13 protein-coding genes are annotated in these 14,684 nt (G+C 70.4%); 8 read left to right on the top strand and 5 right to left on the bottom strand.

The annotated features are described in order from the left end of the window. Positions 1-113: 113 nt before the first annotated feature. From LIN44_RS13580 to LIN44_RS13570, 3 genes are all read right to left on the bottom strand, one after another. Positions 114-3,041, bottom strand: a complete 2,928-nt coding sequence (locus LIN44_RS13580) for a cytochrome c (protein WP_227312514.1) — start codon at positions 3,039-3,041, stop codon at positions 114-116. Beyond that, positions 3,038-3,535 carry a (2Fe-2S)-binding protein gene (locus LIN44_RS13575; RefSeq protein WP_227312513.1) on the bottom strand — a complete coding sequence of 166 codons (498 nt, stop codon included), beginning with the start codon at positions 3,533-3,535 and terminating at the stop codon, positions 3,038-3,040. Before LIN44_RS13575 ends, LIN44_RS13580 begins: the two co-directional genes overlap by 4 nt. Before the next feature lie 82 nt (positions 3,536-3,617). Next, positions 3,618-4,778 carry an FAD-dependent monooxygenase gene (locus LIN44_RS13570; protein WP_227312512.1) on the bottom strand — a complete coding sequence of 387 codons (1,161 nt, stop codon included), beginning with the start codon at positions 4,776-4,778 and terminating at the stop codon, positions 3,618-3,620. A 375-nt stretch (positions 4,779-5,153) separates the two neighbouring features. Between LIN44_RS13570 and LIN44_RS13565 the strand changes: the two genes are divergently transcribed. From LIN44_RS13565 to LIN44_RS13550, 4 genes are read left to right on the top strand one after another with little or no spacing between them, the layout of a single operon-like run. After that, positions 5,154-5,906, top strand: coding sequence for an Asp/Glu racemase (locus tag LIN44_RS13565; protein WP_112773518.1), 753 nt, complete (start codon positions 5,154-5,156; stop codon positions 5,904-5,906). Between the two features lie 11 nt (positions 5,907-5,917). Continuing rightward, complete coding sequence (locus LIN44_RS13560; protein ID WP_227312511.1) at positions 5,918-6,748, top strand: alpha/beta fold hydrolase; 831 nt, start codon at positions 5,918-5,920, stop codon at positions 6,746-6,748. Between the two features lie 11 nt (positions 6,749-6,759). Beyond that, complete coding sequence (locus LIN44_RS13555) at positions 6,760-7,848, top strand: 2,5-dihydroxypyridine 5,6-dioxygenase (protein WP_227312510.1); 1,089 nt, start codon at positions 6,760-6,762, stop codon at positions 7,846-7,848. Then, positions 7,841-8,476, top strand: coding sequence for an N-carbamoylsarcosine amidohydrolase (locus tag LIN44_RS13550; protein WP_227312509.1), 636 nt, complete (start codon positions 7,841-7,843; stop codon positions 8,474-8,476). The genes LIN44_RS13555 and LIN44_RS13550 overlap by 8 nt, the downstream gene beginning before the upstream one ends. Before the next feature lie 27 nt (positions 8,477-8,503). On the opposite strand, the gene LIN44_RS13545 is transcribed toward LIN44_RS13550, so the two are convergent. Beyond that, complete coding sequence (locus LIN44_RS13545) at positions 8,504-9,259, bottom strand: TetR/AcrR family transcriptional regulator (protein ID WP_227312508.1); 756 nt, start codon at positions 9,257-9,259, stop codon at positions 8,504-8,506. Positions 9,260-9,365: 106 nt separating this feature from the next. Here LIN44_RS13545 and LIN44_RS13540 point away from each other — a divergent pair, with 106 nt between their 5' ends. Then, on the top strand, positions 9,366-11,645 hold the full coding sequence (locus LIN44_RS13540; protein ID WP_227312507.1) for a molybdopterin cofactor-binding domain-containing protein: 2,280 nt from the start codon (positions 9,366-9,368) through the stop codon (positions 11,643-11,645). A gap of 168 nt (positions 11,646-11,813) precedes the next feature. On the opposite strand, the gene LIN44_RS13535 is transcribed toward LIN44_RS13540, so the two are convergent. Next, entirely contained in the window at positions 11,814-12,290 is a 477-nt protein-coding gene (locus LIN44_RS13535; RefSeq protein WP_227312506.1) for a MarR family winged helix-turn-helix transcriptional regulator, read from the bottom strand. 206 nt (positions 12,291-12,496) lie between these two features. Here LIN44_RS13535 and LIN44_RS13530 point away from each other — a divergent pair, with 206 nt between their 5' ends. From LIN44_RS13530 to LIN44_RS13520, 3 genes are read left to right on the top strand one after another with little or no spacing between them, the layout of a single operon-like run. Then, entirely contained in the window at positions 12,497-13,384 is an 888-nt protein-coding gene (locus tag LIN44_RS13530; RefSeq protein WP_227314401.1) for a DMT family transporter, read from the top strand. Between the two features lie 55 nt (positions 13,385-13,439). Beyond that, complete coding sequence (locus tag LIN44_RS13525) at positions 13,440-14,228, top strand: SDR family oxidoreductase (protein WP_012352178.1); 789 nt, start codon at positions 13,440-13,442, stop codon at positions 14,226-14,228. Positions 14,229-14,274: 46 nt separating this feature from the next. Continuing rightward, positions 14,275-14,682, top strand: a complete 408-nt coding sequence (locus tag LIN44_RS13520) for a methylglyoxal synthase (protein ID WP_227312505.1) — start codon at positions 14,275-14,277, stop codon at positions 14,680-14,682. Positions 14,683-14,684 lie beyond the last annotated feature (2 nt).

The following is a 14,684-nucleotide window of genomic DNA, read 5'->3' as shown; positions in this document are numbered from 1 at the left end:
TCTCTCCTCGGGGTTTTCCCGCGCGCGTCCTGCCCTGGGCAGATACGGTCATGCCATGCGCCTGGCGCGGATGCGCAAGGCGCCGCCGGCGGCGCGCGCGGTGCTCCGGTGGTTCAGTGGGCAGGTGCCGCGCGCAGCCGCGCGACGGTGTTCTCCAGGTCCTGCCATGCGGGTTTGTCGGGCGCGAAGCGCGCGCGCAGGTACTGCGCCAGCTGCGCGATCTGCTGGTCGTCGAGCGTGTCGGCATAGCCCGGCATCGCGCCCAGTTCGCTGTTGGGCGGTGCCGGCATGCCGCGCAGCAGTATCTGGATCACGTTGTCCGGCAGCTTGCTGTGCAGGTTGGTATTGAGCGCCAGCGATGGCTTCACGCCGAACTGCGCGATGCCCTGGTCCGACTGGTGGCAGACCGCGCAGGCGCTCTGGTACAGGCGTTCGGCGGGGCCGCCCAGTGTGCGCGCGGCCTGCTGGCTGCGTTGTTCGACCTGCGCCGCCTGCGCGGCTAGCACCGACGGTGCCGGTGCGGGCGCGCCGAACGAGGCCACGTAATGCGCGATCGCGCGCACGTCATCCTCGGGCAGTTGCGCGAGCTCTTCCACCACCGGCGCCATCGGTCCCGCGGCGGCGCCGTGGTGCGGCGCATAGCCGCCGCGCAGGTAGGTGAACAGCGCGGCCTCGGTCCACGGCACCGGCGCCTGCGACAGCGCGGTCAGCGCCGGCGCTTCCCAGCCTTCGGCGCTGCCGCCGGTCAGGTAGCGGCGCCCGCCTTGCTCGGCGCCGAGCGCGTTGCGCGGCGAATGGCAGGCGCTGCAGTGGCCCAGCCCCTCGGCCAGGTACGCGCCGCGATTCCATTGCGCCGAGCGCGACGGGTCCGGCGTAAAGCGTTCATTGCGATGGAACAGCAGGTTCCAGCCGGCCAGCAGCGGGCGCAGGTTGAAGGGGAAGGCGAGCTGCGTCTGCGGCACCGCGGATGTCACCGGCTCGGCCGACATCAGGTAGCCGTACAGCGCCTGCATGTCGCCGTCGCTGATCTTGGCGAAGGCGGTGTACGGGAACGCCGGATACAGGCGCCGCCCGTCGCGGTGGATGCCTTCGCGCATGGCGCGCTCGAACGCGGCGAACGACCAGTTGCCGATGCCGGTCTGCACATCTGGCGTGATGTTGGTGCTGTAGACCGTGCCGAAGGGCGTTTCAAGCGGCAGGCCGCCGGCATTCTTCACGCCGCCCGGCGCGGTATGGCACACCGCGCAGTCGCCGGCGGCAGCCACCAGCCGGCCGCGTTCGAGCGTGGCGGCGGAATAGAAGCCGGGCGCGGGCGGCGCCACCGGCGCGATCGGCGCGCGCCAGGGCCACAGCGTGGCACACACGCCGGCCGCGGCGGCGGCGGCCGCGGCGATCCAGCCGCGTGTCTTGCGTTTGTTGCCGGGACTTGCCTCGGCCAGTGCCAGGCGGATGCGTTCGGCGCTGAACGGTGGCTTGCGCAGGCGCACGCCGGTGGCATCGTAGATGGCATTGGCGACGGCGGCGGCCGCCGGCATCGAGTCCGTGGGGCCGGCTGCCAGCGCATCGTGCGTGGCCAGCGTGCCGGCCAGCCGCACTTCCGGCAGCGCCTGCGCCGGCACGGCGGGCAAGCTTTCGCTCGCAGGACGCGCGTCGGCCGGCCAGGTGTCGAACCCCGGCGTGGCGGCGGTCAGCTGCAGCGCGGTTGCGGCCACGTCCCGCTCGATCGAGCGCGTGGTCGTGGCGGCTTGCGGTGGCGGCAGCGATTCGCTGTCATGCCCGACCGTGACGCGCGTGACCGCCAACTCGCCGGTGCTGCCGTCGACCTCGACCTCCGCCACCCACGCCGACCAGCTCTGGCCGGCGTCGCGGTCGATGGTGTGGGCGTAGGCAAAGCCGCGGCCGCGCCGCACGTTGCCCGCGGCCGGGCTCACGCGCGGCGCGGCCGGGTCCCAGCCGGCGCGCTCGGCCACCTGCCGCACCAGCGCGGCGCCGCGCAGGTCGTCCAGATGCGCGAGGCGCAGCGCTACCGGATCCACATCCGCGGTGGCGGCAAGCTCGTCGAGATGCGATTCGCGCGCGAACACCTGCGCGCGGGCTACCGTCAGCGGCGCGGCGGCCAATGCAGCCGGGTCGCCGGAAACGGCGAGCTCGGCATGGGGGATGCCATACGGCGGCAGCGCAGCGTCGCCGCCATGGCCCGCATCGAGGCTGTCGGTCACCGGCGCCGGCGTATGCGTCAGCCACAGCGCCAGCGGTGAAACCGGGGCCGAGGCGCCGGACAGCGTGGCGGCGTAGGCGTCGACGGTGGCGCCGGTGCGGGCGCTATCGATGCGGAGATCGAGCGCGGCATCGGCCAGGCCCACCTCGGCGGCGCGCAGCCGGCGCACCACCGGCTGCCCGCTGGCGTGCGCCAGCAGGGCCGCGTCGGCGGCAGCGTGCGGTGCCAGCAGCGCGGGGTCGGCGCGGTCGTTCGGGTCTTGCCAGCAGACCAGCAGCACTTGCGTCGGCGCGATGCCCAGCAGCGCGGCGAGTTCGGCGCGCAGTGCGCCGGGGCGCGTGGCGGGCAGCCAGACGGTCAGCCTGCCGTCGCGCCAGTCGGCGACAACGGTGCAGCCGGCATCGTCGTGGCCGCCCGCCAGCGGCCACTGGTAGTGCTGCGTGTGGGATGCGCGGGCGTGTTCGAGCGCAGCCGCGGCATCGCCGCGCTGCGCCAGCGTGTGGCGCGCCGCGGGGATGGCGCCGGCGCGCGGCGGACCAGACCAGCGCGCCCGCAGCGCCCGCGCCGCCTCGGCGGCCTGGGCGGCCGACACCGCGGCCACGCCGGCAAAGTTATTGCGGACCACCACCGCGCGGATGCCGGGCAGCGCCAGCGCGGCGTCGCGCTCGGCGTGCAGCAGGCGCGCCGCGAGCGGCTCGCCGCCGACCCAGCGCAGGCCCGGGGGTGTCAGCACATGGGCCACCAGGCAATCGACGGCGCCCGGCGGCACGCCGGCCGCCAATGCGGTGCGCGGCGTCGTCGCTTGCACGATGCCGGCGCTCACGACACCGCCCCTTGCGCGGCCTGCCGCTGCAGCACCGCGGCCCGCCGCACCGCGCGCACGATTTCCACATGCGTGCCGCAACGGCACAGGTTGAAGCGCAAGGCTTCGCGGATCTGCGCTTCGTCGGGGTCGGGGTTCTGCGCCAGCAGCGCCTTGGCGGTCATGATCATGCCGTTGAGGCAGTAGCCGCATTGCGCGGCCTGCTCGTCGATGAACGCCTGCTGTACCGGGTCGGGATGCTGTGCCGTGCCCAGCCCCTCGAGCGTGGTCACCGCGTGGCCCACCACGGCCTTGACCGGCAGCACGCAGGAGCGCGCGGGCAGGCCGTCCACCAGCACCGTGCAGGCGCCGCACTGGCCCAGGCCGCAACCATACTTGGGCCCGTTGCAGCACAGGTCGTTGCGCAGGATGTAGAGCAGCGGCGTGTCAGGCGCCACCTCGAGCGTGTGCTCGGCGTGGTTGACCTGCAGGGTCAGGGGGCGGGGCGTGTTCATCGGGGGCTGGGGGCGGTTTGAACATCACGCATCGCGGCGCCGCGCCCCTTCAGTGGCGAGGAGCGGCGGCGGGCAGGGGCGGTCAGGCGGCTTCGGACAGCGGCTTGCTCCCGGCCGACACCAGCGGCACGTTGAACACATCGTAGCCGAAACACCAGTCCGGGTTCTCGTTGCTGCGCAGCCAGGTGTTGTTGTGCGAAACCAGCTGCACCTTGCCGGCGCGCTCGGCGCGGTTGGCCTCGTACAGCGCGAAGGCGGCCGCGTAGTCGTCGGTGCCGGCTTCGGTGAAGCAGCGCGTCAGCATGGCGGCGTCCTCGATCGCCATCGCTGCGCCCTGCGCCATGTGCGGCTTCATCGGGTGGCAGGCATCGCCCAGCAGCACCAGGCGGCCCCGGCTCCACAGCGGCAGCGGGTCGCGCTCGAGCAGCGGCCACTTGGTCACTTCGACCGTGCCTTCGATCAGCGATTGCACGCCCTGGTGCCAGCCGTCGAAGGCCGCGCGCATCTCTTCGATGCTGCTCGGCACCCAGCTCTTGCTCATGTCCCATGCGGGCTCGGGCACGCCGGTGACGTAGTAGATCTCGTCGAGCTTGCTGGTGTCGAAGTAGACCATCATGTGGCGGTCGTCGGTCCACCACTTGGTGCAGCGCTCGTGCGTGAAGCCCTTGACGCGGGAGATCGGGAACACCGCGCGGTGCGCGACGTAGCCGGTGTACTTGGGCGGCTCGGCGCCCAGCAGCGTTTCGCGGATGCGCGAGTTGACGCCGTCGGCGCCGATCACGATATCGGCCTCTTCGACGGTGCCGTCGGTGAAGCGCAGCTGCACCACGTCGCCCTGGTCGGTGACGCTTTCCAGCTTCTTGTTGAAGAACAGCGTGCCGGGCGCGACGGCGTCGGTCAGCAGCTTGTGGAAGTCGCCGCGATGCACGGTCAGGTAGCTGGCGCCATAGTGCCGCACCGCATAGTCGCCCAGCGGGATCTGCGCGATCACCTCGCCGGTGAGGCCGTCGCGGCTGTACCAGTAGTCGGGGTGGCAGCCCATGTCGTTGAGCGCGTCCTCGATGCCGATGCGCCGCATGATCTTCATCACGTTGGGCCCGACATGGATGCCCGCGCCCAGGCGCGAGAACGCCGGTGCCTGCTCATACAGCCTGACTTGGAAGCCGGCTCGCTGCAGCAGGGCGGCCGCGGCCGTCCCTCCGAGTCCGGCGCCGACAACTGCGATTCGCGGTTTGCCTTGCACGTTATTTCTCCTGGCAATGACACAAGGTCGATGGGGGCTGGGGCGGCCACGCGGCCGACCGTTGAAAACGAGTGTACACACTCAAAATATCAAGGTAAAGGCGAAATTCCACGAACCTATGGAAAACCCTGATCACGATGTGACGGCTCGGCAATGATGCGCTGCAATGGCGAAATCATGCGCAAAAACAGGGATTCATTCATTCAGAATGCACTGAACGAGTGAATCGTGCCGGGCGCAGATTCTGTTTGCGTAGATAAAGTGTGTACACTACAATCAATCGCAGCATGCCGGCCACCGGCCGCCGCACGCAGCGAGACCGACAGCGCGACCACAGCGCAACCCAGGGCAGACAAACAGATGACGGAGTCGACAGTGCAGAAAGTTTTCCGAATCGGCCAGATCGTGCCGAGCTCCAATACCACCATGGAAACCGAGATCCCGGCGATGCTGGCCGCGCGCCAGCTGGTGCGCCCGGAGCGCTTCACCTTCCATTCGAGCCGGATGCGGATGAAGAAGGTGGTCAAGGAAGAGCTGGCGGCCATGGATGCCGAATCCGACCGCTGCGCGGTGGAGCTGAGCGACGCCCGCGTCGATGTGCTCGGCTACGCCTGCCTGGTGGCGATCATGGCGATGGGCCACGGCTACCACCGCGTCTCCGAGCAGCGCCTGCAGGCGCATACCGCCGCGAATGGCGGCGACGCCCCGGTGATCACCAGCGCCGGCGCGCTGGTCGATGCGCTCAAGGTGATGGGCGCCAAGCGCATCGCGGTGGTGGCGCCGTACATGAAGCCGCTGACCGAACTGGTGGTGGACTACATCCGCAACGAAGGCTACGAGGTGGTCGACTACCGCGCGCTGGAGATCCCCGACAACCTCGAAGTCGGCCGCCATGACCCGGCCAAGCTGCCCGGGATCGTCGCGCAGATGAACACCGCCGACGCCGACGTGATCGTGCTGTCCGCCTGCGTGCAGATGCCGTCGCTGCCGGCGGTGGCCAAGGTCGAGGCCATGACCGGCAAGCCGGTCGTCACCGCCGCCGTTGCCACCACCTATGCGCTGCTCAAGCGCCTGGGGCTGGAGCCGGTGGTGCCGGGCGCCGGCGCGCTGCTGTCGGGCGCGTACTGAAGGAGCAGGCCATGGCAGACAGCACTTTTCTCTACGGCGCCCACGTCCACGCCAACGGCATCCGCCAGCATTACCTGCGCTATGGCGGGCAGGCGGGCGCACGCGTGCAGCGCGATGCCGTCATCATCGTGCCGGGCATCACCAGCCCCGCGGTGACCTGGGGCTTTGTCGGCGAGCGCTTCGGGCAGCAGTTCGACACCTATGTGCTCGACGTGCGCGGCCGTGGCCTGTCGCAGGCCGGGCCGGAGCTGGACTACAGCCTCGATGCGCAGGCCGCCGACGTGGTGGCGTTTGCCGCGGCACTTGGGCTGCAGCGCTATGCCGTGGTCGGCCATTCGATGGGCGCGCGCATCGGCATCCGCGCCGCGCGCACCAGGCCCGCGGGGCTGACGCGGCTGGTGCTGGTCGATCCGCCGGTGTCGGGTCCGGGACGCCGCCCCTATCCGTCGCAGCTGCCGTGGTACATCGACTCGATCCGGCTGGCGCAGCAAGGCATCGACGCCGAGGGCATGCGCCGCTTCTGCCCGACCTGGACCGAAGACCAGCTGCGCCTGCGCGCGCAATGGCTGCATACCTGCGACGAGCGCGCGATCCTGGCCAGCTTCAACGGTTTCCATGAGGACGATATCCACGCCGACCTGCCGCACGTCGCCGTGCCGGCGCTGCTGATGACCGCCGGCCGCGGCGACGTGATCCGAGCCGAAGACGTGCAGGAGATGCGCACGCTGCTGCCGGCATTGCTGGTCGCGCACGTTGCCGATGCCGGCCACATGATCCCGTGGGACGACGAGGCCGGCTTCTACCGCGCCTTCGGCGACTTCCTCGGCGCACCACTGGACTGACAGGAGCCAACATGCCCGTAAGCGATTACGACCTGACGACTGCGTGGCAGCAGGTGCTGACGCTGTCGAAGCTGCAGCCCGGACAGACCGTCACCGTGCTGACCGGCGCCGCCACGCATCCGCAGACGCTGCGCACGGCAATGGTGGCGGCGGCGTCGATGGGCGCCATCGTCAACCGGCTCGACCTGCCGCCGGTCAATGGCGACAAGGCGCTGAGCCGCGATGCGCTGGCCTACCTCGGCACCACCCCGCTGACCGGCAACCCGGCGGCGATTGCCGCGTTGAAGGCGAGCGACCTGGTGCTGGACCTGATGACGCTGCTGTTCTCGCCCGAGCAGCACGAGATCCTGTCCGGCGGCACCAAGATCCTGCTGGCGGTGGAGCCGCCCGAAGTGCTGGCGCGGCTGGTGCCGACCGAGGCCGACCGCGCCCGCGTCAAGGCCGCCAGCGCGCGGCTGGGCAAGGCGCGCGAGATGCATATCGTGTCCGACGCCGGCATGGACCTGCGCTGCCGCCTGGGCGAATTCCCCGCGATCAGCGAGTATGGCTTTGTCGACGAACCCGGGCGCTGGGACCACTGGCCGAGCGGTTTCGTGCTGACCTGGCCCGACGAGGGCGGCACCGACGGCACCATCGTGCTGGACCGCGGCGACATCCTGCTGCCGATGAAGTCCTATCTGCAGGCGCCGATCCGCATCACGGTCGAGGCGGGCTACGTGCGCCGCATCGAAGGCGGCGTCGATGCCGAGCTGCTGGCCGACTACATGGCCTCGTTCAACGACCCGGAGGCGTATGCCATGTCGCATATCGGCTGGGGCCTGCAGCCGCGCGCGAGCTGGTCGGCGCTGGCGATGTACGACCGCGAGGCCACCATCGGCATGGATGCGCGCGCGTATGAAGGCAACTTCCTGTGCTCGTTCGGCCCCAACAACGAAGCGGGCGGCAGCCGCACCACCGCCTGCCATATCGATATTCCCGTGCGCCATTGCACCGTCAGCCTCGACGGCGAGCCGGTGGTGGTGCGCGGCAAGGTGATGGACGGGCACCATGCCCCGTCCGCATCGCTCTACCAGGCAGACAAGGACTCCCGCCATGGATGACGCAGTGCAGACTTACCAGCGCCAGGGCTTCGGCGCGGCGATGGAACTGAAAGCGCCGTACGGGCTGCTGATCATCGACTTCGTCAACGGCTTTGCCGATCCGGCGGTATTCGGCGGCGGCAATATTCCCGAGGCCATCCGCAATACCCAGGCGCTGCTGCGTGCCGCGCGCGAGCACGGCTGGCCGGTGGCGCACAGCCGCATCGTGTTTGCCGACGACGACAGCGACCACAACATCTTCACGCTGAAGGTGCCGGGCATGCTGACGCTGAAGGAAGCTGGCCACAACAGCCAGATCGTGCCCGAGCTGGCGCCGGCGGCCGGTGAACTGGTGGTGCGCAAGACGGTGCCGTCGGCGTTCTTCGGCACGTCGCTGGCAGCGTGGCTGACGCAGCGCGGCGTGCAGACGCTGCTGGTGGCGGGTTGCGTCACCAGCGGCTGCGTGCGCGCCAGCGTGGTCGATGCGATGTCGCTGGGCTTCCGCCCGCTGGTGGTGTCCGACTGCGTGGGTGACCGCGCGCTCGGGCCGCATGAGGCCAACCTGTTCGACATGGCGCAGAAATACGCCACGGTGCTGACGCGCGACGAGGCGCTGGCGCAGCTTCTGGGCGCGCGGGCCGCGGCCTGAGCCAGCCCGATGGCGCCCGAGCCGGCCTCAGCCTGCCGCCGCGCGTTTGCCGCGTGCCGCCTTGCGCGGCGCGGTGGCGGGCGGCAGCTGCGCTTGCGCCACCGCGCCGGGCATGGCCACTGCGCGCAGCACGGTCTGCTGGATCACATCGCGCCAGTGCGCCAGCGCGGGCGGGCTCATCATGGGCTCGCCCAGGAAGGCGCTGAGCGTATGATGGTTGGAGTTGTAGAAGTAGCCGAGCGAAGCGATCACCATATAGACGTCGCGCGCGCCGGCGTCCGCGCGGAACAGCCCGGCGGCCTTGCCGCGCGCGAGGATGCCGTCGAGCACCGACAGCGCGTAGCTGGAGATCTCGCGCAGCCGCACCGACTTCTTCGCGTGCTTGCCCTGGCTCATGTTCTCGCTGGTCAGGATGGCGACGAACTCGGGATGGTCCAGGTAGTACTGCCAGACGAAGTCGATCAGCTGCGACAGCGCGCGCACCGGGTCGGCGGCGTCGAGCTCATGCTCCAGCTGCTGCTCGGCCTGGTTGAGCTGCAGGTAGATGGTCTCCAGCACTTCGACGAACAGCTTTTCCTTGCTGCCGAAGTAGTAGTAGATCATCCGGTCGTAGGTCTTGGCCAGCGACGAGATCCGTTCGATGCGGCCGCCGTCGTAGCCGCGCTGGGCGAAGACCTTGATGGCTGCCTTGAGGATGCGCTCGCGGCTGTCCTGTGCTTGCCTGGCCCGGGTGCCGGCAGCCGCCCGACGGGTGGCGGGCGCGGCCGCAGTCTTGGTGGTCATGGTGGATGTTGTTGCCGTGTGCCTGTTGCTTGGCAGTATAACGGTGACATGCGCGGTGACCTGTGCGGTGACCTGCGCGGCGGCCGATGAAGGAGCAAGTGGAACGATGACGTCAACCCAGCTGCAACCCCCGGCGCAAGCCGACGCCGCCACGCCGCGCGCGCTGCGGCTGGCGCTGCTGCAGGCCACCGGCGTGCTGCTGGTGACGCGCGCGCCGCAGGCGGCCGCGCGCCCGGCGCCGGGCCAGCCAGGCGCGGCGTCGGACTATGTGCCGGCGCTGCCGGACCTGTTTATCGCCGTGCGCGACAGTGGCGAGGTGCTGGCCTTCAACGGTCACGTCGACCTGGGCACCGGCATCCGCACGGCACTGGCGCAGATCGTCGCCGAAGAACTCGATGTGCCGCTCGCGCGCGTGCGCATGGTGCTGGGCCATACCGAAGCCACGCCCAACCAGGGCCCGACCATCGCCAGCGCCTCGATCCAGATCTCGGCCTTGCCATTGCGCCGCGCCGCGGCGCAGGCGCGGGCCTGGCTGCAGGCGCGCGCGGCGCTACAGCTGGGCGTGGACGCCGCCGTGCTGGAGGCGGAAGACGGCGTCTTCCGCGTGCGCGGCGCGCAGGCCAGCATCGCTTATGCCGCGCTGGTTGCCGGCGGGCACGTGGAACTGCCGCTGGCCGACGACGTGCCGGCCAAGCCGGTCGAGGCCTACCGCATCGTCGGCCGCGCGGCGCCGCGCGTCGATATCCCCGACAAGGCACGCGGGGCGCTGACCTTTGTCCACGACGTGCGCGTGCCCGGCATGCTGCATGGCCGGGTGGTGCGCCCGCCGTATGCCGGACGCGACAGCGGTGCCTGCGTCGGCAACAGCCTGCTGGAGGTCGACCGGGACTCGGTGCGCGATGTGCCCGGCCTGGTCGGCGTGGTGGTGCAGGGCGACTTTGTCGGCGTGGTGGCCGAGCGCGAGGAATATGCGATCCAGGCCGCGCGCCGGCTGCGCGTGCGCTGGAAACCGGTGCCGCCGTTGCCGGCGCTGGACGACCCGGAGCCGGCGCTGCGCGCCAACCCGGCCACGCGGCGCGAGTTGCTGAGCGAGGGCGAGCTGCCCGCCGCCGGCGCCGGCACGGTATTGCAGCGTCGCTACGTGTGGCCGTACCAGATGCACGGCTCGATCGGCCCGTCCTGCGCCGTGGCCGACTGGCACGAAGAGGGCCTGACGGTATGGTCGGGCACGCAGAACCCGCACATGCTGCGCATCGACCTGTCCCGGCTGTGCGGGCTGGGCGAGGACCGTATCGAGATCGTGCGCATGGAGGCCGCCGGCTGCTACGGGCGCAATTGCGCCGACGATGTCTGCGCCGACGCGGCGCTGCTGTCGCGCGCGGTGGGGCGGCCGGTGCGCGTGCAGTTGTCGCGCGAACAGGAACACCTGTGGGAGCCCAAGGGCGCGGCCCAGCTGATGGATGTCAGCGCCACGCTCGGCGCCGACGGTGCGCTGCTGGGCTACGACTTCACCAGCCGCTATCCGTCCAACGACGCGCCGACGCTGGCGCTGGTGCTGACCGGTGCCGTGTCCAATGCCCCGCGCATGCTGGAGATGGGCGACCGCACCGCGGTGCCGCCCTACGCCTATGCCGCGCGCCGCATCGGCTGCGACGACACGCCGGCGATCGTGCGCGCGTCGTGGCTGCGCGGCGTGTCGGCGCTGCCCAATGGGTTCGCGCACGAGTGCGTGATCGACGAGCTGGCGGCCGCGGCAGGCGCCGACCCCGTGGATTTCCGCCTGCGGCACCTGCCTGACGAACGCGCCGCGGAATTGCTGCGGGCCGTCGCCGACGCGGCCGGCTGGCAGCGCGGCGCGGCCGGATCGCGCGGCGTGCCCGATGCCGACGGGCGGCTGCGCGGACGGGGCGTGGCCTACGCGCGCTATATCCACAGCCGCTTTCCCGGATTCGGTGCGGCCTGGGCCGCCTGGGTAGTGGACCTGTCCGTAGACGCGGCCACGGGCCGCATCGCCATCGACAAGGTGGTGGTGGGGCAGGACACCGGCATGGTCGTCAATCCCGACGGCGTGCGCCACCAGGTCCACGGCAACGTGGTGCAGACGCTCAGCCGCGTGCTGAAGGAACAGGTCCGCTTCAATGCCGACGGTGTCGCCAGCCGCGAATGGGGCAGCTATCCGCTTTTGACCTTCCCGGAAATCCCGCCGATCGACGTGGTGCTGATGCCGCGCCAGTCAGAGCCGCCGCTGGGCGCGGGCGAATCGGCCTCGCTGCCGGGCGCGCCGGCGATCGCCAATGCGCTGTTCGATGCGCTGGGGGTGCGCCTGCGCCGGCCGCCGTTCGTGCCGGAGACGGTGCTGGCGGCGATGGTGTCAGGGAAAGGCTGATTGTGTACTCCCTCTCCCGCTTGCGGGAGAGGGTTGGGGTGAGGGCGGGAGCATCCACGAAGCTCGAACGCCTCGTGCTTGCCACACGTCCGCCCTCACCCCCGCCCCTCTCCCGCAAGCGGGAGAGGGGAGCAAACCGCTGGTATCGCGAAGCCCCGCTATGCGGCGCTAGGCGCCATTCCCTTCATCGATCTCGCTCATCTTGCGCAGCAGGTAAGTCACCGCCACGCGCTCGGCCGGATTGAGACTGCCGAAGGTCTGCTCCGAGATCTGCTTCGCGAACGGCACGGTCTCGTCGATCAGGGTCAGCCCGGCGGGCGTGACCGTCACCACCACCTTGCGCCGGTCGTTGGGATCATGCGAGACCGCGATCAGCTTGCGCGACTTGAGCCGGTCGATGATGCCGCGCACCGTGGCCTGGTCGATCGCGGTGGCGCGCACCACTTCGTTCATCGAGCAAGGCTGCCGGTCGCGCACCGCGCACAGCACCACGAACTGCGCCGCGGTCAGCTGCGAATCCGGGATGGTCTGCTGGAAGATCGCCACATGGCGCTGGTAGGCGCGCCGCAGCAGGTGGCCCACCTGCTCGGTGAAGTCGTAGTCGGCGGCGGGCTTGCCGGAAGGCGTGTCGGCGGGCTGGGGCACGAAGCAGGCGCGGTGGCTGGAGGTGACCCAGAGTATACCGAGGAAGGCCGCGGAACAGGGCGTGCGCGCGGCCGGGGCGGCGTCCGATGCCCTCGCGCCTTTTCGAATACAATCGTCGGGTCGTTTTGCGGGGCCGCCGTGCCGGCCCGCTTTCCCCCGTATTCCTCGTGGCCGCCTCCCAGAAGTCTCTCGCCGTGCCCGCCGCGCTGCCGTCGCCGCAGCGCTCGGGGCTTGTCATCGCCGCCGTGGGCGCGGTGCTGTTCTCGGCCAAGGCGATCGTCGCCAAGCTGATGTACCGCTACAACGTCGATGCCGTGATGGTGATCACGCTGCGCATGCTGTTCGCGGTGCCGCTGTTCATGGCGATCGGCTGGTGGCAGTCGCGCCGGCTGGCGCCGCTGTCGTGGGCCGACCGGGGCCGGGTGGTGTTTCTCGGCTTTATCGGCTACTACCTGTCCAGCTTTCTGGACTTTATCGGCCTGCAGTACATCACCGCCGGGCTGGAGCGGCTGATCCTGTTCCTGACGCCATCGTTCGTGCTGCTGGCCACCGCGCTGGTGTTCCGCCGGCCGATCGGCACGCGCCAGTGGCTGTCGCTGCTGCTGGCCTATGCCGGCATCGTGCTGGTGTTCGCGCATGACCTCGATGTCAGCGGCAGCCAGGTGTGGCTGGGCGGCGCGCTGGTGCTGGGCAGCGCCATCACCTATGGTATCTACCTGATCCTGAGCGGCGAGCTGGTGCGGCGCATCGGCTCGCTGCGGCTGGTGGCGTATGCCATGTGCGTGTCGACCGCCTGCTGCGTGATCCAGTACCTGGTGCTGGGCCGGCCGCTGGCGGAACTGGCGCAGCCGGCGCCGGTGCTGTGGCTGTCGCTGGTCAACGCGGTGTTCTGCACCGTGCTGCCGGTGTCGCTGACCATGGTCGCGGTGTCGCGCATCGGTGCGCCGATGGCGTCGCAGGCCGGCATGATCGGGCCGGTGTCGACGCTGTTCCTGGCCTTCTGGCTGCTCGGCGAGCCTGTCAGCGGCGTGCAGCTGGCCGGCAGCGCGCTGGTGATGGGCGGCATGTACTTGCTGTCGGCAAGGAAAACCTGATTCGGGCCGGCCCGGGAGCGGGCCGGCCACAGACAACAGACAAGGGAGAAACAACATGGATCTGGGACTGCGCGGCAAGCATGCGCTGGTATGCGGCGCCAGCAAGGGCCTGGGCTTCGCCTGCGCCGATGCGCTGGCGGCCGAGGGCGTCGACGTGGTGATCGTGGCGCGCGGCGCCGAGGCGCTGGAAAAGGCCGCGGCCGACCTGCGCGCGCGCCATGGCCGCCGCGTGATCGCGGTGGCGACCGACATCACCACGCCCGAGGGCCGCAAGGCGGCGCTCGACGCCGCCGCCAAGCTGGGCGATCTCGACATCCTGGTCAACAACGCCGGCGGCCCGCCGCCGGGCAACTTCCGCGACTGGGAGCGCAGCGACTGGCTGGCCGCGCTCGACGCCAACATGCTGACCCCGATCGAGCTGATCAAGGCCACCGTCGACGGCATGATCGCGCGCAAGTGGGGCCGCATCATCAATATCACCAGCGGCGCGGTCAAGGCGCCGATCGACGTGCTGGGCCTGTCCAACGGCGCGCGCTCCGGCCTGACCGGTTTTGTCGCAGGCGTGGCGCGCGAAGTGGCGCAGCATGGCGTGACCATCAACAACCTGCTGCCGGGGCCGTTCAACACCGACCGCCTGTTCAAGACCATGGAGGGTGGCGCCAAGAAGGCCGGCCTGAGCGTCGAGGAAGTGGCGCAGCGCCGCGCCGCGGCCAACCCGTCGCGCCGCTTCGGCGAACCGGCGGAGTTTGGCGCCACCTGCGCCTTCCTGTGCAGCCGCCATGCCGGCTACATCACCGGCCAGAACATCCTGCTCGACGGCGGCGCCTTCCCGGGCACGTTCTGAGCCGCCGTGTCGTGACATTACCCCTATCCCGCAACAGGAAGACCTGATGATCCGGCCCCCTATGCCCCGTATCGCGCTGATCGCCCATGACCACAAGAAGGACGACATCGTCGCCTTCGCCGCGCGCCATCGCGCCTTTCTGTCGCAGTGCGAACTGCTTGCCACCGGCACCACCGGCGGGCGCCTGATCGATGAAGTCGGGCTCGACGTCACGCGCATGCTGTCGGGCCCGTGGGGCGGCGACCTGCAGATCGGCGCGCAGCTGGCCGAAGGCCGCGTCAGCGCGGTGGTGTTCCTGCGCGACCCGATGACGCCGCAGCCGCACGAACCCGATATCAACGCGCTGGTGCGCGCCTGCGACGTGCACAACGTGCCGTGCGCGACCAACGTCGCCAGCGCCGAGCTGCTGCTGGCGGGGCTTGCGCGCGAGAACGGCGCGGCGCAGGCCGGCTGAAA

Origin of the sequence: Cupriavidus sp. MP-37 (assembly GCF_020618415.1) — a bacterium.
GTDB lineage: Bacteria > Pseudomonadota > Gammaproteobacteria > Burkholderiales > Burkholderiaceae > Cupriavidus.
The sequence above is the reverse complement of the archived record's forward strand: the minus strand, read 5'-3'. Positions and strand labels throughout refer to the sequence as shown.

What these genes read in the sequence shown, in the direction of transcription:
- LIN44_RS13575 (WP_227312513.1), bottom strand. Translation starts at nt 3,535, where the DNA reads ATGAACACGCCCCGCCCCCTGACCCTGCAGGTCAACCACGCCGAGCAC.
- LIN44_RS13560 (WP_227312511.1), top strand. Translation starts at nt 5,918, where the DNA reads ATGGCAGACAGCACTTTTCTCTACGGCGCCCACGTCCACGCCAACGGC.
- LIN44_RS13555 (WP_227312510.1), top strand. Translation starts at nt 6,760, where the DNA reads ATGCCCGTAAGCGATTACGACCTGACGACTGCGTGGCAGCAGGTGCTG.
- LIN44_RS13550 (WP_227312509.1), top strand. Translation starts at nt 7,841, where the DNA reads ATGGATGACGCAGTGCAGACTTACCAGCGCCAGGGCTTCGGCGCGGCG.
- LIN44_RS13545 (WP_227312508.1), bottom strand. Translation starts at nt 9,259, where the DNA reads ATGACCACCAAGACTGCGGCCGCGCCCGCCACCCGTCGGGCGGCTGCC.
- LIN44_RS13540 (WP_227312507.1), top strand. Translation starts at nt 9,366, where the DNA reads ATGACGTCAACCCAGCTGCAACCCCCGGCGCAAGCCGACGCCGCCACG.
- LIN44_RS13525 (WP_012352178.1), top strand. Translation starts at nt 13,440, where the DNA reads ATGGATCTGGGACTGCGCGGCAAGCATGCGCTGGTATGCGGCGCCAGC.
- LIN44_RS13520 (WP_227312505.1), top strand. Translation starts at nt 14,275, where the DNA reads ATGATCCGGCCCCCTATGCCCCGTATCGCGCTGATCGCCCATGACCAC.